This is a genomic window from Streptomyces sp. NPDC054863, assembly GCF_053610825.1.
The window spans coordinates 1-18,442 of the sequence record NZ_JBSGZD010000088.1 but is presented as its reverse complement, the minus strand read 5'-3'; the positions used below and the strand labels follow the sequence as shown (position 1 = coordinate 18,442).

Below are 18,442 nucleotides of genomic sequence, written 5' to 3'. Positions count from 1 at the left end.
GCCCCGGCTACTCCAGCCCCGAGACCCGGAAGACCGTCCGCGCCGTCTCCCGGTCGATCCGGTCCCCGAGCTGCCGCAGCGCCGTCGTTCCGCACAGCAGCGTGCCGTGCGCGAGGCACGCGCGTGCGTCGGTGTCGAGCCGCTGCCACAGCGCCGGGTTGGCGACCAGCACCTGGGGGTCGAGCTCGACCCTCCCCCCGTCGGCGTCGCGCAGCACCATCCGCTGCGCGACCCCGTTCGCCCACCGCACCGACACCAGCCGGTCCGTACGTACGACGTGCGTGCCGAGCACCCCGCGCGTGGCGAGCCACCCGGCCCCGGCACTGACCCGTACCGGCACGAGGATCACCCACAGCAGCCCGGCCAGCCCGGCCCACAGCCCCACCCGCGGCCAACTCGCCGACTCCGCACCCACGTCGATCACCAACAGCATCACCAGCAGCGTCACGGCACACCGCACGGCATGCCGTACGCCATCGGCCCACTCGGTGTCGTACGCATGGCCGTCCCCCGGGCCGCACGCCGTTCCTCCCTCGGCTTCCATGCGGGGGAGGCTATGCGGGCGGATCGGCCGGATCCACGGGAGTTGACGCATCACTGACGAATGCCATCAATTCCTGGCGAGTACTTGATGCGAACTTGACGCACCGGAAGCACCCGGGGCGGCAACCCCGTGCTTCCCTCACGCCTCCCCGGTCACCACCCGCGTCCCCGCCCCCTCCAGGCCCCATTCGCTCCACGACCCGTCGTACACGGAAACGTCCGTACGCCCGGCCAGCTCGGCCCCCAGTGCCAGGACGCACGCGGTCACCCCGGACCCGCAACTCACCACCAACGGCCGTTCCTCACCCGCCAGTTCACGGAGCACCTCCCGCAGCTCCGCCGCCGGCCGCATCCGCCCCTGCCCGTCCTGCAACTCGCCGAACGGCAGGTTCACCGCCCCCGGCATGTGCCCTCCACGCAGCCCGGCCCGGGGCTCCGGCTCCGTACCGGCGAAACGCCCGCGGCTGCGCGCGTCGAGCACCACGCTCCGCCCGCCCTCCAGGGCCGCCCGCACCTCGTCCCGCCCGACGAACGCCCCGGCCCTCTCCCGTACCTCGAACTCACCTTCCGTATGCGGGACACGGCCGACAGGCTCGTCCTCGACGACCGGCAGGCCCGCCGCCAGCCACCCCGGCAGCCCGCCGTCCAGTACGGCGACCCGGTCGAAGCCCAGGGCGCGCAGCATCCACCAGGCGCGCGCACTGGAGTAGATCCCGACCGCGTCGTACACGACGACCCGGTCGTCGCTCCCGATGCCCAACGCGCGTACACGCGCGGCGAATTGATCGATCTCCGGCATGGTGTGCGGCGGCAGGCCGGCCCCGTGGTCCGACATCTCGCCGTCGATGTCGAAGATCCGGGCCCCCGGAATCCAGGGCCCCTTGCGCCGATGCGCCCCCACGGACGCGTCCAGCACCACCGGCCCCGCTGTTCCGCTGTGCGCTGCCAGCCACCGGGCCCCGACCAGCGCCCCGGGCCATGCGCTCCCGGTCACGTCACTCATCGCTCGCCCTCGCCCTGGCCCGCTGCCTGGCCCTCGTTCTTTTCCAGGACGATGCCCGCGCCGTCCTCCGGCGTCCACCGGGTCGCGTACGGCATCAACTCCTCGATCCGTACGCTCCGCATCCCGTCCACCGTCGGCAGGATCACCCGGATCCCGGGATGGAAGTCCAGCAGCACCTGCCGGTCCCGTCCGCACGGGCCCACCGGCCCGCGCCCGCCGTCGCCCACGGCAACGATCGTCACCAGTTCCTTGGCCCCCGAGGCCCGCGCGTTCCCCAGCGCGACCAGCTCCGCGCAGGGACCGCCGGTGAAGTGGAAGACGTTGATGCCGCCGTGCATCCGCCCGTCGGCGCCGCGCACGGCCGCGCCCATGGTGTGGATACCGGCGTCGCCGTCCCCGTTGGTGTCGACGATCTCGCGCGCGTACGCGACGAGTTCCTTTTCATCGGCGGTCAGTTCGCGCATCGAAGTTTCCATGTGCGGCATGCTACGGAGCGTCCAGGCCTACGGCCTGCGGTTTTCCGCGCGGGCTACTGCCGCAGGGCGCATGCCCGGCAGGCCCTGGCCGAGCCCGCGACCACCGCGTGCGACGCCGCGGCGAGGGCGCAGGCCACGGCAGTCAGCAGCCACTCCTCGGCGAACACCGACGCGGCGGCGAGCGCCAGCGTGGCCACGGCCATCGCCACGCTCGCGGTGGTCCCCGTCCAGGCGACGGCAGCAGGCAGCCGACGAAGGTCGGGCAGCCACCGTGCGAACGCGCCGGTGGCCGCCAGTGCCACCCCGGCGAGCAGCACCGCACCCCCCGCGACCGAGGCGAGCTGAACAGCGGCGAATTGCGCGGCGCGCGGCAGAACCCCGTCCTGCGCATGCCCGGCGCTGCTCACCAGGTACCAACAGGCGATCAGGAAGGGCGCGGTGAGGGCCACGACCCGGGCGGTGTGCCGGGCCTGGGCGACGGTCAGCTCCCGCTGACAGCTCTCGGCGAGCTCGCCGACCTCCCCGAACTCCTCCACCGCCCTGTCCACGGCGCGTGCGTACGGAACCCCGTCACGGACGAGCGCCGCCACGGTGTCCCCGAGCCCGTCCCGCATCTCCGCGACCAGGCGGGCCTTGGCGCGTACGGGACCACGGAGCGCGGCGTCGAGCCCGGCAACGTACTCCTCGACGGGGTCGACGGGGTCGAGGAGTACGACGGAGTCCTTGGGCCGGCCGGCCGGGACGCTCATGTGGCCACCCCCGGCTGCCCGAGCTGTCCGTGCTGCTGGGCCGGAGAGACGGCGGGGTTGAGTACCGACCCGATCGCCGTCGTGAAGTCCTGCCAGGCCGTGCGCTCGTCGGCGAGGAACCGCTGCCCGGCCTCGGTCAACTCGTAACAACGGCGCTTGCGTTGGCCGTCACCCTCCCACTTGCTGCGCAACAGCCCGAGCCGTTCCAGCCGGTTCAGTGCCGGATAGATGGTCCCGGTCCGCAGTTCGAGCGCGCCGCTGCTGCGCTCCTGCACGGCCGTGATGATCGCGTACCCGTGCAGCGGGCCGGGTTCGACGACCGCCAGCAGCAGGCCGTCCAGATGTCCGCGTACCGCATCCTGCCTCATGCGTAGGCAGCCTACACAAGCCCTCGCATCTGTGCTTACCTATTGCCAGCCAACCTATTGCCCACCAACTCTCGAAGGGCCGGGCTCCGGTCATGACCAAACTGCTCCTCTCCCTCCACGTCCTGGTCGCGATCGTGGCGATCGGCCCGATCACGGTCGCGGCGTCGATGTTCCCGCGCTACGCCAAGCCCCTTGCCCCTGACCACGACCTCCGCACGGCTGCGTTCCTGCACAAGATCTGCCGGTCCTATGCGGCCGTGGGCATCGCGGTACCGGTCCTCGGCATCGCGACCGGTGCGGTGATGGGGGTGCTGGGCGACGCGTGGCTGATGGTGTCGATCGTGCTGACGGGGGTGGCGGCGGGGGTGCTGCTGGCCCTGGTGCTCCCGGGCCAGGAGGAACTGCTCGAAGCGCCGGACGAGGGGACGGGTGCGAACGGGGACACGGAGGTGACGACCCGCCGTGCCGCCGCCACGAAGCTCGCCATGACCACCGGCGTCTTCAACCTGCTCTGGGCCGTCGTCGTCGTCCTGATGGTCGTCCGCCCGGGTTCCACCACGGGGGCCTGACGGGTGTGCCTCTACCGCCCTGCCGCGACCCTCGGCTCCGGGTTCCGGCCCTGCACGACGTCGGACCGCAGGGCCCGGCCGAAGGCCGCCGCGTAGGGGTGCGGGTCGGTGCGGGGATGGGCGTACGTGAGGACGGCGGGCGGGGCGCCCGTCAGCGGCAGGTAGCGGACGTCCGGGTCCGGATGCTGCGCGGCCACCGACACCGGGAGCACACCGACACCGCGCCGCCCGGCGACGGCGTGCAGGTACTCCTCGATGTTGGTGGTCTCCGCGCCGATTTCGGGGGCGGCGTCGGCCGGCCAGTCCTGCGGGGTGAGCGTGCCGCTGACGGTGTTGACGACGAGACAGCGGCGCCCGATGTCGCGCCAGGTGACACGCTCGCGCACGGCCAGGGTGGATCTGCGGGAGATCGCCGCGAGGTACGGCTCCCGCAGGATCTCGGTGGTGACCAGCCGCGGATCGCGGACGGTCCCCCAGAGCAGGGCCGCGTCGACGGAGCCCTCGCCCAGCCCGGCGGTGCGGTCGTCCCGGCGCAGGGTCCGCACGAGGACGAGGTCACGCTCCTCCAGCGTGGCCTGCGCCCGGCGGCCCCGCTGGAGGGGGAAGCCCCAGGCGTAGCCGAGCCGCAGCGTGAGCTGCGACTCGGCCGGCCGGAGCGCTGTTTCCAGCTGGGGCAGCAGGATCTGGAGGTCGGCCTGCAGACGGCTGCCCTCCGCGGTGAGGCGGGGGTGACGGGTGCTGCGGTCCACCAGCGTCCGCCCCAGCGTTTCCTCCAGGCGCTGGATCTGCCGGCTGAGCGTCGGCTGGGAGATGCCGAGGCGGTCGGCGGCCCAGGTGAAGTGCTGTTCCTCGGCCAGGGTGAGAAAGCATCTCAGGTGACGCAGCCCGATATCCATGGCGGCAATGCTAGCCAGCAGCATCTGTTTCCCCAGGTCAGGGCGTTCCGCTTTCAGGGCGTTCGGCTTTCAGGGCGTTCCGCTGTCGGGTCGGACGGCGTCGGGCCGGACGGCCTCGGGAGCGTTCTCCCCGCGTCGGACGGCGTCGGGCCGGACGGCCTCGGCAGCGTTCTCCCCGCGTCGGACGGCACCCCGCACCACGGTCAGGTGCAGGACGAGCGCGAGCACCGTGAGCGCTCCCGTGTAGTACGGCAGCGTTCCCGGGGCGGCGCCGAGGCCCAGTGCGAGGCCGCCGAGTGCGGACCCGATGCCGCTGCCGAGATAGACGGCGGAACTGTTGAGCGAGACGGCGATCGTCGCCTGCCGCGGCTGGGCCGCGATCAACTGGTGCTGCTGGGGCACCTGTACGGCCCAGCCGGCCGCGCCCCAGACCACGAGCGGGACGACCGCCACGATCGCGGAGACGTGAGCGGCGGCGGGCAGCGCGAACTGGCCGGCCACGATGAGGGCCAGGACGCAGGTGACCGCGGCGAAGGGCCGACGGGTCCGGTCGACCACGGGTCCGATGACGAGACTGCCGACGATGCCTCCCGCACCCCAGGCCCACATGGCCCAGACCGTCTGATCGGTGTGGGCGGCGTCGGCGAGGAACTCGGCGAGGTAGGTGTACAGACCGAGGCTGGCGATGCCGCCGAGCAGCGAGACGGTGACGATGCCGGCGACCCGCCCGCCGGCGAGGGCGCGCACCCGCTGACCCAGCGGGGGCGGCGGGCTCACGTCGGTCTTCGGCAGCCGTACGATGCCGGCCAGCGCGACCAGCCCCAGCCCGGTGATCAGCCACAGCGTGCCGCGCCACCCGATGTGCTCGGCGAGGAGCAGACCGACCGGAACGCCGATGACGGTGCCGATGCTCATTCCGCCCATGACGGTGGCGAGCGCGCGACCGCGCCGTTCCGGGGTGGCGAGGCCCGCTGCGGTGGCGGCGGCGATGGGGAAGTACACGCCCGCACCGATGCCGGCCACCGCGCGGGAGAGCAGGAGGACCGCGAGCGAGGGGGCGAGGGCGGTCAGTGCGTTGCCGATCGTGAAGACCAGCAGCGCGACCCCGAGCACCACCTTCGCGGACCGCTTGGCCAGGAGGGTGGCGAAGACCGGTCCGCCCAGCGCGTAGCAGAGCGTGAAGACGGTGACCATCTGCCCGGCGGACGACGCCGAGACGCGCAGATCGGCCGAGACGTGCGGCAGTAGACCGGCCATCACGTAGGCGTCGACGCCGAGCGCGAAGGTGCCCAGCGCGAGGAGCGGAATGAACTTGCGCCGTCCGTCGCTCCCCTCCGGCGCGGTGCCTGCCGGGACGGGGTCCGCGCGGGTGGCTCCCGCCTGTGCGGCGCTCATCGGAGGCGCTCCGAGCCCGTTGCCGCCGGCCGCTGCCGCTGCTCCTGCCGCCGCCTCTGCCTCTGCCTCTGCCCCTGCCCGTGCCCGTGCCCGTGCCCAGTACGTACGAACGATCGGTACCGGCCCCCGCGCCCGCGCCCGAGCTCGGCAAGCCTTTCCGTCAAACAACTCTCGTACATTCCCTCACCCTGCAATTGAAATGCGCCTGATCGCACGCGACTTGCAAACGAAGGAATTACATCCACCGTTCTCCCTCCCCACAAGCCGATCACCTGCATCTCCCATGCAATCTCCGTATGCCCGCAGGTCATTGCAGCGAGCGGGATTCCTGAGACGCCAGTCACACGGCCGAAGGGGAATTCACCGGGAGCCGAGGCCCTTCCAGAACGCGTAGTGGTGGTCCTCGGTGAACTCCGTGCGCTTCCAGGGCCCCGAGGTCAGCGACTGCACGTAGCCGCCGCTGCGGAAGTCGGGCCAGTCCGTCTTCCCGGACTCGGCGAAGCCGGCCCAGGCGTCCGTCATCCGCCCGCCGAGGCGCTGCTGCTTCTCCGTCAGCTTTTCGAACAGGGGCAGCTTGAAGTCGAAGAGGTAGGCCAGATCCGCCATGTGCTGGGCGCGGGGCTCGAAGCTGGGCGCCGGAGACCCCGCCCACCAGGGAGTCTCGCGCTCGCTGAACTCGAACATCCGGGTCGGCGTCCACCGCGACAGCAGCCGCGCGGTGTCCAGCGTCGGGACCGCCCAGGTGTGGTCCGTCCGTACGGTCGCCAGGGCCTCACCGGCCGACCCGAAACGGCTCAACGGATAGCGCGCGAGCACCGCGTCGGCGCGGGCACCGAACTGCTTGCGGATCTCCCGCTCGTACGAGGCGGGAGGCATGGGGCCGCCCGTCAGCTCCTCGCCGAGAATCATGCCGCGCTCCTCGTCGTGGTTGACCCCGACGAGGACCGGGACGCGGTGGAACTTCCCGGTGCGCAGGGCTTCGGCGGGAGCCAGCGGCATCAGGTCCGTACCGGCGATCGGCCGGGGCTCGTTCCAGGTCCCGTACGCCTTCATGAGAGTGGCCGCGTCCGTACGACGCAGGCAGGATGCCAGGTCCTTGCGGTCCTTGTGGCCCTTGCACACCCCGGCCTCCCGCAGGTTCTCGACGGTGTCCCCGGCCTCGGCCTCGGCCTGCTCACGGGTGCGGGAGCCGCCCGTGGCGCAGGGTGCGCTCTGCAGGACGGCACGGTCGAACAGTCCGGCCGACTTCGGTGAGGCGAGGTGGCCGCAGACGCTGTAGCCGCCGCCGGACTCGCCCATGATCGTCACGTTGCGGGGATCGCCCCCGAAGGCACCCGCGTTGGCGCGGACCCAGCGCAGCGCGGCCTGCTGGTCCTCCAGGCCGAGGCCGCCTGAGGTCTTGAGCGAGGGGTGGGACAGGAAGCCCATGACGCCGAGCCGGTAGTTGACCGTCACGACGACGGCGCCCTCGGCGGCCAGCCGCTCGGGACCGTAGAGGTCGCCGCTGCCGAACATCAGGCTGCCGCCGTGGATCCACACGATCACCGGCCGCTTGCCGCTCTGCCGCGCGGGACCGGTGACGTTCACATACAGGCAGTCCTCGGCCGTGCCGGGGACCCCGATGGGCAGCCCCTTCGGCTGTGCGCACGGCGATCCCGGCGCGCTCGCGTCGCGCACCCCGGCCCAGCGCGCGGCGGGCCGTGGCGAGGCCCAGCGCAGGTCGCCCACCGGAGGGGCGGCGTACGGGATGCCCTGGAAGCTGCGCAGTCCGCCACTGCCGACGGTGCCGCGCACCGCACCGCCGGTGGTGCCGACCACCGCACCGCCGTCCCCGGTACTGCCTGCCGCCTGAGCCGCCCCGGCCGACCCACCGCCCCCCACACCCAATGTGGCCAGCGCCAGCACAGCGACGCCGAACCCCCTGAACCCCTTGAACCCCTTGAACCCCTTGAACCCCTTGAACCCCTTGGAAACGCTCCTGGTGTGTCTCATGGCCCGAACGCTACGCAGACTTGCACGATCGTGCAATACGTCTGTCTAACTCAATCGCATGAGGCGTTCGTGCCATACGGGCGGTAGGCTCCGATCCATGGGAAACCGCGAAGCCCTCCTCGTCGGCGCCAAGGCATGCCTGCGCGAAAAGGGCTACGACCGCACGGCCGTGCGCGACATCGCCACGGCCGCAGGTGTGAGCACGGCAGCCATCGGCTACCACTACGGCTCCAGGGAAGCGCTGCTGAACCAGGCCCTGTTCGAGATCCTCGACGAGTGGGGCGACGCGATGGGCCGGGTGCTGACCCCCGACGCGGACGGCTCCACCCGGGCACACTTCGAGCGCATCTGGGAAAGCCTGATCGAGGACTTCGGTGCGCACCCCGACCTCTGGCTGGCCTCGGTGGAACTGTTCATGCAGGCCCAGCGCCAACCGGACCTGCGCGCCTCCCTGGCCGAAGGCACCGCCCAGGGCCGCCGGGGCATGGCGGCCATCCTGACCGGCCTCGACGAGGAGAAGGTGCCGGACGCGTCCGTCCGCACACTCGGCACCGTGCAGATGGCGCTCATGTCGGGCGTCATGATGCAGTGCCTGAGCGACCCCTCCACCGCCCCCACCGCCACCGAAGTCCTCGCAGGCCTCAGATCCCTGGCCGCCCTGACACGCTGACGCCCCACTCCTGCACCCACGCCTGACCCGCCGCCTGTGCCGTCGATGCGGCCTGCGCTGCCCCACCGCTCGCGTCCCCGACGCGGCCCGCGCTGCCCCACCGCTCGCGTCCCCGACGCGGCCCGCACTGCCTCACTGGCCCCGGTGCTTGCGTTGCCGACGCGGCCCGCACTGCCCCGCCGTTTGTGCCGTCGATGCGGCCTGCGCTGCCCCACTGCTGGCGCTGCCGATGCGGCCTGCGCTGCCCCGCCGTTTGTGCCGTCGATGCGGCCTGCACTGCCCCACCGCTCGCGCTGCCGACGCGGCCCGCGCTGCCTTACCGGCCCCGCCGCTTGCCTTGCCGATGAGGCCCGCGTGGCCCCACTGGCCCCGCTGCTCGCATCCCCGACACGTCCCGCGCTGTCTCACCGGCCCCGCCGTCTGCCTCGTCGACGCGGCCCGCGCTTGCTCCGTAGCCCCGTCACTCGCACCGGCCACCGGCCCGGCGAGGTCCCGCAAGCACCCCCTCTCCCTCCCCCCTCCGCGCCCTTTGACGATGCATATCGTTTTTCGATAGCATCGAAAAACGATATGCATCGGGAAGGTGGAGGAACATGAACGAAACGTCCCGGTGGGCGCGGGCGAGCGACCACGTCCTGGAACTGGCCCTCGGGCTGGCCCTGTTGCTGGTGGGGCTCTTCCACGTCCTGCTCCCGCTGCTCGGGGTCGCCGGCCCGTGGTCGTCGACGGACTCACGCACGGTCCGCGTCGACGTCGACAACGCCGCACGGCTGCCAGAAGCCCCGGCATCCGGAGCTGTGGCCTTGCGCGGCACCGGCCAGGCCGAGATGGTCCTCACGGACGCCGGCCCCGGGGACCGCCTGCTCCTGGTTCTCCCGGGACTCGTGGGCGGCCTGCTGCTGATGGTCGTCTTCGTGATCCTCCTGCGGATGGCCCGCACCTTCCGGGCAGGCGACTTCTTCGTGCCGCAGAACACGCGCCGTCTCACCGCGATCGCAGGCGCCCTCGTACTGATGGGCACCCTGGTCCCGCTCCTCGGCATGATGACCACGAACCTCCTGGCCCGAGGTACACCGCTGGCGTCGTCGATCCGGCCCGCCGAGGACTTCGCGGTCCTGCCGGTGCTCCTGGCGCTGCTCGTCGGAGCCGTGGCCCAGGCATTCCACAGCGGCACCCGACTGCGCGCCGACACGGAAGGCCTGGTCTGAGTACACAGTCTGAGTACACAGGAGGAGACCGCACCGGATCGGCGGCGACGGGGCGACGGGGGTGACGGCGGTGACTGGGGTGACGGCGGTCATCAGCACCGCCCCGGCCGCCCGCCCCTGGGAATCAGCTCGAACCCTTCGAACAAGTGCTCAGCCTGAGCCGACGACACGCTCCCGACACGGCGATCGCGTTCCACACCACCCCGTCGGACACCCCCGAAGCGGCCTTCCGCCGGATCGACATCACCGAAGGACCCACCGACAGACCTACCGACAGACCCAAGTGACCTGGCGGGTCAACGCAGTCCGGCGAAGAGGTCGTTCTCGCGTTCGGCCGCGCCGGTGGCGTCCTTGACCCGTACGAAGGTCTCCATGCCCATCAACTCGCCGAACCTCTCCTTGCCCATCCTGAGGAAGAAGATGTTCTCGCCCTGACTGGCGTGCGCGGCCAGCGCATCGAACTTCTGGCCGCTGAACGCGGTGGTGTCCACCCACGTGGTGATCTCGTCGTCGGGAAGGCCGATCTCGGCCAGCGCGGCGGTCTCGGCAGGATCCGGCTCCGGCATGTCCTCCTGGAACTCGCGCATGGTCTCCCCGAACCGCTGCATCATCGAGCGGGGCATCGTCGTCCAGTACACCTTCGGTGTCAGCTCGGTCATCTCCAGCGCCGCCATCGTGATGCGGTGGGCCTGGATGTGGTCGGGGTGGCCGTAGAAGCCGTTCTCGTCGTAGGTGACGACCACATCGGGGCGGTAGTGCCGCATGAGTTCCGCGAGCCGGGCGGCGCCCTCCTCCACGGGGGTCTGCCAGAAGGATCCTGGGGCGTCGTTGCTCGGCCAGCCCATCATTCCGGAGTCGGCGTAGTCCAGCATCTCCAGGTCGCTGATCTTCAGAACGTCACAGCTCTCCCGGAGTTCTTGACGGCGCATCAGGGCGACGGCCGCCGGATCGTGCTCGGGATCGCCAGGCTTGGCACCTCCCGGGCCGTCACCGCAACCTCCGTCGGTACACGTCACGAGAACCGTGCGGATGCCCTCCGCCGCGTACCGCGCGAGGACCCCGCCGGTTCCGGTGGCCTCGTCGTCGGGGTGGGCGTGTACTGCCATGAGCGTCAAGGGCCGGTCAGTCATGAAGCAGTCCTCCTGCAGAGATATGTCTTGGGGTACGTCTTGGTCCGGGTGCGCGGCGCCGGTCCTCCTTCGATGCAACCGCGCCGACCGGCCCGGCTGTTCCCGGAGTGAGGGTGGCCGAGCCGGGAGATCGCTCCGGCACCGTTCTCCACCGCGGGGAGGGACCGACCGTCATGGCCTTCGCGCCGAGCCGCAGGAGGCTCGCGACGGCGGTGGGTCAAATCGGCCTGTACGTCCACGAGTTACGCACTGGAGCCGTGTGGTGAGCCGTACTGAAGGGCCCCGGGCGGGGCGCGATCGCAGCATGCGGCGTGCGCCCGGCCCGGCCCAGCGGTGTCCCTGGACTCCAGCGGTGTCCCCGGACCGTGGAGTACCGCCGAGCCAGGCGGCGAACCGTCAGGCCGATGACCCGCTGTCGACGACCAGGTCGGTGCCGACCGTCGCGCCGGCCATGGGCGAGGCGAGGTAGAGCACGGCGGCTGCCACCTCTTCGGCCTCCGCGAGCCGGCCGAGCGGGTTCTCCGACTTCACCCGCTCGGCACGGTCGGCGTCGGTCTCGCCGGGCCGCAGCGACATGGGGGCGGCGGATGCGCCCGGGCTGACGGCGTTGATGCGGATGCCCTGGTGGACGTGGTCGAGGGCGGCGGCGCGGGTCAGTGCGGAGACGGCCGCCTTCGAGGTGATGTACGCGGCGACGTTCGGGATGCGCATGTGCGCGCCCAGGTTGGAGGAGATGTTGACGATGACCCCGCCGCCGTTCTCCTTCATGTGCGCGATCTCGTGCTTCATGGCCAGCCAGACGCCGGTGACATTGGTCCGCAGCACCGCGTCCCAGTCCTCCTCGCTCACGTCTCCGACAGGGCCGGTACCGCGGAGTATCCCGGCGTTGTTGACCGCGATGTCGAGTCCGCCGAAGCGGCTGACACTCGCGCGTACGAGGTCGTGGACCTGACCGGAGTCGGTGACGTCGGCGGTGACGGCGGCAGCCGCGCCGCCGGCCGCCTCGATGAGGCCGACCGTCTCGTCCAGGGAGGCCGCGGTGCGACCCGCGGCGACCACGGATGCGCCTTCGGCGGCGAAGGCGATCGCGATCGCGCGGCCGAGGCCGGAGCCCGCGCCGGTGACGAGCACGGTCTTGCCGGTGAAGTGGCTCATGTCATCAATTCCTTTGAGTAAGAAGCTACTTGGGCTGCTTGGGCCACTTGGACTGCTTGGGCCACGTGGACTGTTCGGGTCACTTGGTGCGGTGGTTCAGGAGGGCGACGAGGGCAAGGGCGGTCCCCGTCGCGCCGAGGGACCGGGCGTCGCCGCCGAGCGTGAGCAGGACGGCGAAAAGGACGGTCGGGCCGAGTTCCATCGCGCTGTTCAGCACGCTGCCCGCGAGCCCGGTCTGCTGCTGCGGCACGCCGTCGGCAGCGAGCACGGCGGCTCCTCCGAAGGAGGCCGCGGCACCGGCCGCCAACAGCACGAGGCCCGGCAGGAGTCCGTATGCGTACGGGGTGTGCGCATGGAGTCCGGTGGAGGCGAGGAGAGCGAGCCCGGCCGCGCAGGTGCCGAGCCCCGCGGTCGTGACGGCTCGGGCCCCGTACCGAATGATCAGTGGTCCCGCCGCCCGCCCCGAGGCGATCAGCGCGAGGGCGAAGGGCACGAAGGCGGCCGAGGTCTGCAGCGGTGACCAGCCGCGCGTCTGCTGGAGGTGGAGCGAGAGGACCACGAAGGTCATCGAGGTCCCACAGGCGCTCAGCGCGATGGCTGCGAGGGCGAGGGCGCGCCGCCGGTCGAGCAGGAAGCGCGTCGGCAGCAGCGGGTCGCGGGCGCGCCGCTCGGCGTACAGGAACGCGGCACACAGCGCGGTCCCGCCGAGCAGCGGCACGAGAACCCCGGCCGACGACCAGGGCCGGGTGTCGGTGACGACGAGCCCGTAACTGGCGAGGGTGATCCCGGCGGTGGCGAGCAGAGCACCCCGCAGGTCGAGAGCCCTGCCCCGGTTCTCAGCGGTGGGCGGCAGCAACCGGGACATGAGGGCGAGGGCCGCGACCGCGACGACGAGCGGTACGGCGAAGGTCCAACGCCACGAGAGCAGCGACAGGACGACGCCGGAGAGCAGAGTGCCGGCGGTGGCGCCGAGTACGGAGAGCCCGCCCCAGGTGGCCATCGCCCTGCGGTACGCGGCGGGGGAGGGGAAGGCGACGCGCAGCACCGCCATGGCGGCGGGCGCGACGAGGGCCGCGCCGGCGCCCTGCGCGAAGCGGGCCGCGATCAGCGCCTCGACGCCGGGCGCGAACGGGGCGACGGCGGAGGCGGCGGCGAAGAGGACGAGGCCCGCGGCGAGGGTGCGCCGCCCGCCGTACCGGTCGGCGAGGCGGCCGCCGAAGAGCAGCAGCCCGGCGAAGGTCAGTCCGTATGCGGCACTGAGCAGAATCAAGTCGGGCCGCTGCAGGCCGAATTCGCGCCCGATGCGAGGCAGCGGCACGGCGATCGCGGAGAGCGTGAAGATCAGCGTGATCTGGATGCCGCCGAGAAGGGCGAAGGCGTGGCGGTGCTGCACATTGACGACGGGGGTGGCTTCCTCGACGGTCATGACCCTCCCTCATATTTGATCGATCGTTCCATTATTCGGGCGTACGGGAGGTGCTGGGGCGCGCAGGAGGCGCTTGGGAGTGCGGGGGGACTTCAGCGTGCGGAGGGCTTGAGTGTGCGGGGGGCTTGAGCGTGCAGGGGGGTGCTCGCGGCTCCCGCGGGCGTGCTGCGGTCCGGATTCAGTCCAGCAGGCTCAGTGCCTGCTCGGTCGCGTCCCGCACCCGGGCGGGGTCGCCGGATGCCTTGCCGACGACCCGTACCCCCTGCAGCAGAACGAGCAGCAGGCGGGCCAGTGCCCGGGGGTCGCGGCCCTCGGGAAGCTCGCCCTGTGCCTGGGCCCGTACGAGCGCGGAGTGCAGCAGGGTCTCGAAGTGCTCCCAGCTGATCTCGACCCGACGGGCCGCGGTGGGGTCGTGCGGGGCCAGCTCGGCCGCGGTGTTGGTGATGAGGCAGCCGTTCAGCCGGCCCTCGGGGGAGGCGGCTTCCGAGGCGAAGCGGCGTACCACCGCCCGCACCGCGGGCAGTGCGGGGCCCGGCCGGGACAGTTCGGCGAGGAGGAACTGATCGCGCCCCTCGGAGTACCGGTCCACGGCCTTCAGGTACAGCTCGTGCTTGTTGCCGAAGGTGGCGTAGATGCTGGCGCGGCCGATGCCGAGGTGCTCGACGAGGTCGGCCATCGACGTCGCCTCGTAGCCGCGCCGCCAGAACAGCTCAAGGGCCGACTGCAGCGCGGCGTCCGGATCGAATTCCTTGGTCCTGGCCACGTCGGAGACCATAAGCCAATACAGAACGATCGGTCAATAAAGCTCGCCGCCCGCCCACGGACCGGCCCCGCGCATCGGGTGGGTTCGTACGGTCGCGCGGGCCGTTCAGGTGGTAGGGAGCGGCCGTCGGGATGAGGGGGCGTTTCCCGGTGCAAGGCGTCGGTGGATTCGGGATAGAGAGCTGAGCGGTCCGCCGGAATGTGACGACGGATCACTCCGCTCACCTCCAGGAGGCGCACTTGCTGTCCCGATCGAATCCACCAGAGCCGAGACCCGGGCCCAGAAGACGAGCCCGTCGTGCCGGTGCCATCGGTGTGACGCTGCCTCTGGTGGCATCCAGCTTCATGTTGTCGGCGGTTCCGTTCGCCCAGGCGGCAGTCAAGGCGCCGGAGGACGGCACGGTCACCGTGCACGTGGTGCGGGAGGTCAACGCCAACGGCCTGTGGGACCGGGTGCTGGAGCCCGGCATGAGCGGGGTGGAGGTGCGGCTGACCGACGATGCCGGGAACACCATCACCGGCAGGACCGGCGCGGACGGCAACGTCACCCTCGACCCGTCGAACAGCACGCTGACCGGCGGGAAGTACCGGGTTCAGGTGATGAACCCCAAGCCGGGCACCTGGTACTCGGCGTTCGCCAACCGTGACGGGCGGCTGAGCCAGAACACGGACGCCCTCTCCAGCACGGAAGAGTTCGTCGACGTCAACGGCGGCAACAAGGTCGAGGTCACCACGGCGTTCTGGAAGCCGGCGGACTACTGCCAGAAGAACGCCGACGTGGTCACCGCGTGCCTCCGCAAGGACCACACGACCGGTCCGGTGGACCCGGCGGACCGGACGCTGATCTCGTTCCCGTACAACGCACAGGGCAACCAGGCCGAGACCACGGACCTGTCGACCCGGCAGGTCACGGGTGCGCTGTACGGCATCGGCTACTCCAAGCAGAAGAAGTGGATCTTCTCCGGTGCCTTTGCCCGGCGTGGTTCCGCCTACGGTCCCGGCGGTCCTGGCGCGATCTACCTGACCGACCGGAACGGCAACACCACGACGCAGTTCACCACGGTCCCCAACGCCGGCGACACCGACCACGTGATGAACACGGATGCGGACCTCGCCTTCAACCCCGCGGTGAACACGGAGTCGCTCGGCGACGTCGATGTCTCCGAGGACGGCAAGGACCTGTACGTCGTCAACCTGAAGGACAAGAAGCTCTACCGCTACGACGCGACGCAGAAGACCGCGGCGGCGCCGAAGGACTCGTACGACATCCCGGACCCGGGCTGTGCGGACGAGGCGGACTGGCGTCCCGGCGCGATCGGCATCGACGGCGACACCGTCCACGTGGGTGGTGTCTGCTCGGCCCAGTCGACCCAGGACAAGGGCGACATGCGGGCCGTGGTGCAGACCTTCGACCCCGAGGCCGGTGAGTTCACCGGTGTCGTGATGGACGAGAAGCTGGACTTCAAGCGGGAGTGGGCCGACACCATCGGCAGCTGTGCGGGCGGTGGCTGGTACCCGTGGTCGGACGTGTGGCGCGACACGCAGGAGGCGACGCTCGACGGCAGGACCCGCAGCTGTAACGGTGGGCGCACGGCCTACCCGCAGCCGTTCCTGGCGGACATCGTGACGGAGATCAACGGGGACCTGGTCCTCGGTTTCCGTGACCGGTTCTCGGACCAGTCCGGCATGAACATCATCCACCGCAGGACCAACGGCGCCGTTCTCAACGTGGAGAACATGTCCGGTGGCGACATCAACCGTGCCTGCCCGGGCGCGGGCGGCAAGTTCGAGATGGACGGCAACGGCGGCTGCACCAACAACTCCACCACCGCCGACGTCAAGGAGTTCTACACCGGTGACTGGCGCACCGGCTGGCACCCGGAGTCGGCCTTCGCGGGCATTGCGATCTCGAAGGTCGAGGAGAAGCTCATCACCTCGGGGATCGACGTGATCGGCAACACCTTCACGGCCGGTTCCATGCGGATCAACCGGTTCACGGGCAGGACGGTGGCCAACGACGGCAACCAGCAGAACAACGTGTTCGGCAAGGGCGGCGGCATGGCCGACCTTGAGGTGCTGTGCGACGAGGCGCCGATCCAGATCGGCAACCGCGTCTGGTACGACGTCGACAAGGACGGCATCCAGGACCCGGGCGAGCGGCCGGTCCCGGGTGCGACGGTCAACCTGTACGACAAGGACGGCAAGCTCGTCGCGACGACGAAGACCACCACCCGTGGTGAGTACTACTTCGACAGTCTCAAGGACGGCCTGAAGTTCGAGACGCAGTACACGATCAAGATCAACAACCCGGCGGACTACGCGGAGGGCGGCCCGCTCTTCAACTGGACCGTCACGAAGAACGACGCCGGCACCAACGACTTCATCGACAGTGACGGCAAGGTCCCGGCCGGGGGCAAGTTCCCCGAGCACACCATCACCACGGGCAAGGCCGGTCAGGACAACCACACGTACGACTTCGGGTACAACCTGCCCGAGCCGGACATCGACATCGAGAAGAAGGACGAGGCGACCGACTCCGACGCCGACACCGAGGCGGAGAAGGTCGTCCTTCCGGACACGCTCCAGAAGACCCTGTACATGGACATCACCAACAACGGCAAGGAGCCGTTGATCAAGGTGGAGGTCGGTGACGTCGTCACCAAGGGCGGCGCCAAGGTCACCAACCTGAAGTGCGACTGGCCCGACGGCACGTCCAGCTTCGACCCGACGGGCAAGAAGGTCCGCTGGGAGAACACCTTCGCCACCAAGCCCGACAAGCCCAAGTCCCGCTTCGCGGTCGGCGCCACCTACAAGTGCACCGCCCTGCTGACCGGCACCAAGGTCGAGGAACTGCACGCCGACATGTCCCGCGTCGACGGCGAGGGCGAAATCTCCGGCAAGCACGTCGAGGACGAGGACCCCTGGCACGGCGAGCCCATCGCGGGCGGCGTCAAGGTCGTCAAGGTCGACGCCAAGACGAAGAAGCCCCTCGCGGGCGCGGTCTTCCAGCTGTGGCGCGAGACCAACGACACCGACGGCCTCCAGCGCAGCGGTGACACCCCCGACACCAAGGTCAACCAGCCCGTCACCACCGGCACCGACGGCGTCGCAGCCGCGGGTTCGCTGGAGCCGGGAACGTACTACTGGGAAGAGACCAAGGCGCCCAAGGACTACGCGGCCCCCAAGCCGCCGGTCTTCGGCCCGCTCGTGGTGAACAGGGACAACGCCACCACCGGTGTCAGCGTCACGGCGGTGAACCACAAGCCGGACATCGACATCGAGAAGAAGGACAAGGAGACCAACTCCGACGCCGACACCGAGAAGGACAAGGTCGTCCTCCCGGACACCCGGGACAAGACCCTGATCCTCGACATCACCAACAACGGCACCGAGCCGCTGATCAAGGTCGAGGTCGGCGACGTCGTCACCAAGGGCACCGCCAAGGTCCGTGACCTGAAGTGCAACTGGCCCGACGGCACCTCCAGCTTCGACGCGACGGGCACCCGGGTCCGCTGGGAGAACACCTTCCCCGTCCCGCCCGCCAAGGCCAAGTCCCGCTTCGCGGTCGGTGCCACGTACAAGTGCACCGCCCGTCTGACCGGCCTGATGGCCCGTCAGATCCACGCCGACAAGTCCGTCGTCGACGGTGAGGGCGAGTTCTCCGGCAAGTCCGTCAGGGACGAGGACCCGTGGCACGGAGTTCCGCCGGAGATCAAGCTGCTGAAGAAGGACGCCAAGACCGGCAAGCCGCTCCAGGGCGCCGTCTTCCAGCTGTGGCGCGAGTCCAACGGCACCCCGGGCCTCCAGCGCACCGGTGCCCGTCCCGACCGCAAGATCGGTGCGGCCTGCGCCACGGACACGGCGGGTCTCTGCTCCTACTCGGGCAAGAACTACAAGCTCGGCGCGGGCAGTTACTACCTTCAGGAGCTCGCGGTTCCGGACGGCTACCTCATGCCGGCCCGGACGGTCTTCGGCCCCTACAAGGTCACCAAGGACAAGTACGTCCTGACCGTCACGCTCACCAACAAGCCCGGTGAGGAAGAGAAGAAGAAGAAGTAGTAGCTCCTTCCCTTCTGCTTTCCCCCGGCACGACACAGCGG

Annotated in this window: 16 protein-coding genes; 4 read left to right on the top strand and 12 right to left on the bottom strand. The window is 70.6% G+C overall.

The features are described from left to right. Positions 1 to 7: 7 nt before the first annotated feature. The 5 genes from ACWGIG_RS17890 to ACWGIG_RS17870 all read right to left on the bottom strand — a co-directional run bounded on the left by ACWGIG_RS17890 (position 8) and on the right by ACWGIG_RS17870 (position 3,139). Entirely contained in the window at positions 8 to 544 is a 537-nt protein-coding gene (locus ACWGIG_RS17890) for a hypothetical protein (protein WP_453322561.1), read from the bottom strand. Between the two features lie 138 nt (positions 545 to 682). Next, positions 683 to 1,546 (bottom strand): sulfurtransferase, encoded by an 864-nt coding sequence (locus ACWGIG_RS17885; RefSeq protein ID WP_453322560.1) that lies wholly within the window; start codon positions 1,544 to 1,546, stop codon positions 683 to 685. Then, positions 1,543 to 2,022: a cytidine deaminase family protein gene (locus ACWGIG_RS17880; protein ID WP_453322559.1), complete on the bottom strand. Its 480-nt coding sequence runs from the start codon at positions 2,020 to 2,022 to the stop codon at positions 1,543 to 1,545. Before ACWGIG_RS17880 ends, ACWGIG_RS17885 begins: the two co-directional genes overlap by 4 nt. 53 nt (positions 2,023 to 2,075) lie before the next feature. Further along, positions 2,076 to 2,771 (bottom strand): permease prefix domain 1-containing protein, encoded by a 696-nt coding sequence (locus ACWGIG_RS17875; protein WP_453322558.1) that lies wholly within the window; start codon positions 2,769 to 2,771, stop codon positions 2,076 to 2,078. Continuing rightward, positions 2,768 to 3,139: a PadR family transcriptional regulator gene (locus ACWGIG_RS17870; RefSeq protein WP_453322557.1), complete on the bottom strand. Its 372-nt coding sequence runs from the start codon at positions 3,137 to 3,139 to the stop codon at positions 2,768 to 2,770. Before ACWGIG_RS17870 ends, ACWGIG_RS17875 begins: the two co-directional genes overlap by 4 nt. Positions 3,140 to 3,231: 92 nt before the next feature. Between ACWGIG_RS17870 and ACWGIG_RS17865 the strand changes: the two genes are divergently transcribed. Next, a complete protein-coding gene (locus tag ACWGIG_RS17865; RefSeq protein ID WP_453322556.1) occupies positions 3,232 to 3,708 on the top strand; it encodes a hypothetical protein in 477 nt (158 codons plus the stop codon). A gap of 11 nt (positions 3,709 to 3,719) precedes the next feature. Here the strand turns inward: ACWGIG_RS17865 and ACWGIG_RS17860 are convergent, their stop codons facing one another. From ACWGIG_RS17860 to ACWGIG_RS17850, 3 genes are all read right to left on the bottom strand, one after another. After that, positions 3,720 to 4,604, bottom strand: a complete 885-nt coding sequence (locus tag ACWGIG_RS17860) for a LysR family transcriptional regulator (RefSeq protein ID WP_453322555.1) — start codon at positions 4,602 to 4,604, stop codon at positions 3,720 to 3,722. 69 nt (positions 4,605 to 4,673) lie between these two features. Continuing rightward, entirely contained in the window at positions 4,674 to 5,999 is a 1,326-nt protein-coding gene (locus ACWGIG_RS17855) for an MFS transporter (RefSeq protein WP_453322554.1), read from the bottom strand. 360 nt (positions 6,000 to 6,359) lie between these two features. Further along, positions 6,360 to 7,991, bottom strand: a complete 1,632-nt coding sequence (locus tag ACWGIG_RS17850) for a carboxylesterase/lipase family protein (protein WP_453322553.1) — start codon at positions 7,989 to 7,991, stop codon at positions 6,360 to 6,362. A 97-nt stretch (positions 7,992 to 8,088) separates the two neighbouring features. On the opposite strand from ACWGIG_RS17850, the gene ACWGIG_RS17845 reads away from it, so the two are divergent. Together ACWGIG_RS17845 and ACWGIG_RS17840 are read left to right on the top strand one after the other, a co-directional pair. Beyond that, entirely contained in the window at positions 8,089 to 8,661 is a 573-nt protein-coding gene (locus tag ACWGIG_RS17845) for a TetR/AcrR family transcriptional regulator (protein ID WP_453322552.1), read from the top strand. A 593-nt stretch (positions 8,662 to 9,254) separates the two neighbouring features. Next, positions 9,255 to 9,869, top strand: coding sequence for a DUF2975 domain-containing protein (locus ACWGIG_RS17840; protein WP_453322551.1), 615 nt, complete (start codon positions 9,255 to 9,257; stop codon positions 9,867 to 9,869). 296 nt (positions 9,870 to 10,165) lie between these two features. On the opposite strand, the gene ACWGIG_RS17835 is transcribed toward ACWGIG_RS17840, so the two are convergent. The 4 genes from ACWGIG_RS17835 to ACWGIG_RS17820 all read right to left on the bottom strand — a co-directional run bounded on the left by ACWGIG_RS17835 (position 10,166) and on the right by ACWGIG_RS17820 (position 14,343). After that, entirely contained in the window at positions 10,166 to 10,999 is an 834-nt protein-coding gene (locus ACWGIG_RS17835) for a PIG-L family deacetylase (RefSeq protein WP_453322550.1), read from the bottom strand. A 396-nt stretch (positions 11,000 to 11,395) separates the two neighbouring features. Beyond that, positions 11,396 to 12,154 (bottom strand): SDR family NAD(P)-dependent oxidoreductase, encoded by a 759-nt coding sequence (locus ACWGIG_RS17830; RefSeq protein WP_453322549.1) that lies wholly within the window; start codon positions 12,152 to 12,154, stop codon positions 11,396 to 11,398. 79 nt (positions 12,155 to 12,233) lie between these two features. After that, positions 12,234 to 13,580 (bottom strand): MFS transporter, encoded by a 1,347-nt coding sequence (locus ACWGIG_RS17825; RefSeq protein ID WP_453322548.1) that lies wholly within the window; start codon positions 13,578 to 13,580, stop codon positions 12,234 to 12,236. Positions 13,581 to 13,758: 178 nt separating this feature from the next. Further along, positions 13,759 to 14,343, bottom strand: a complete 585-nt coding sequence (locus tag ACWGIG_RS17820) for a TetR/AcrR family transcriptional regulator (protein WP_453322547.1) — start codon at positions 14,341 to 14,343, stop codon at positions 13,759 to 13,761. A gap of 329 nt (positions 14,344 to 14,672) precedes the next feature. Here ACWGIG_RS17820 and ACWGIG_RS17815 point away from each other — a divergent pair, with 329 nt between their 5' ends. Then, entirely contained in the window at positions 14,673 to 18,401 is a 3,729-nt protein-coding gene (locus ACWGIG_RS17815) for a SpaA isopeptide-forming pilin-related protein (RefSeq protein ID WP_453322546.1), read from the top strand. The last annotated feature ends 41 nt before the right edge of the window (positions 18,402 to 18,442 follow it).

Coding starts and splice junctions, on each gene's coding strand:
- ACWGIG_RS17885 (WP_453322560.1), bottom strand. CDS start 1,546: ATGAGTGACGTGACCGGGAGCGCATGGCCCGGGGCGCTGGTCGGGGCC.
- ACWGIG_RS17840 (WP_453322551.1), top strand. CDS start 9,255: ATGAACGAAACGTCCCGGTGGGCGCGGGCGAGCGACCACGTCCTGGAA.
- ACWGIG_RS17835 (WP_453322550.1), bottom strand. CDS start 10,999: ATGACTGACCGGCCCTTGACGCTCATGGCAGTACACGCCCACCCCGAC.
- ACWGIG_RS17875 (WP_453322558.1), bottom strand. CDS start 2,771: ATGAGCGTCCCGGCCGGCCGGCCCAAGGACTCCGTCGTACTCCTCGAC.
- ACWGIG_RS17890 (WP_453322561.1), bottom strand. CDS start 544: ATGGAAGCCGAGGGAGGAACGGCGTGCGGCCCGGGGGACGGCCATGCG.
- ACWGIG_RS17845 (WP_453322552.1), top strand. CDS start 8,089: ATGGGAAACCGCGAAGCCCTCCTCGTCGGCGCCAAGGCATGCCTGCGC.
- ACWGIG_RS17870 (WP_453322557.1), bottom strand. CDS start 3,139: ATGAGGCAGGATGCGGTACGCGGACATCTGGACGGCCTGCTGCTGGCG.
- ACWGIG_RS17855 (WP_453322554.1), bottom strand. CDS start 5,999: ATGAGCGCCGCACAGGCGGGAGCCACCCGCGCGGACCCCGTCCCGGCA.
- ACWGIG_RS17865 (WP_453322556.1), top strand. CDS start 3,232: ATGACCAAACTGCTCCTCTCCCTCCACGTCCTGGTCGCGATCGTGGCG.
- ACWGIG_RS17830 (WP_453322549.1), bottom strand. CDS start 12,154: ATGAGCCACTTCACCGGCAAGACCGTGCTCGTCACCGGCGCGGGCTCC.
- ACWGIG_RS17860 (WP_453322555.1), bottom strand. CDS start 4,604: ATGGATATCGGGCTGCGTCACCTGAGATGCTTTCTCACCCTGGCCGAG.
- ACWGIG_RS17825 (WP_453322548.1), bottom strand. CDS start 13,580: ATGACCGTCGAGGAAGCCACCCCCGTCGTCAATGTGCAGCACCGCCAC.
- ACWGIG_RS17850 (WP_453322553.1), bottom strand. CDS start 7,991: ATGAGACACACCAGGAGCGTTTCCAAGGGGTTCAAGGGGTTCAAGGGG.
- ACWGIG_RS17880 (WP_453322559.1), bottom strand. CDS start 2,022: ATGGAAACTTCGATGCGCGAACTGACCGCCGATGAAAAGGAACTCGTC.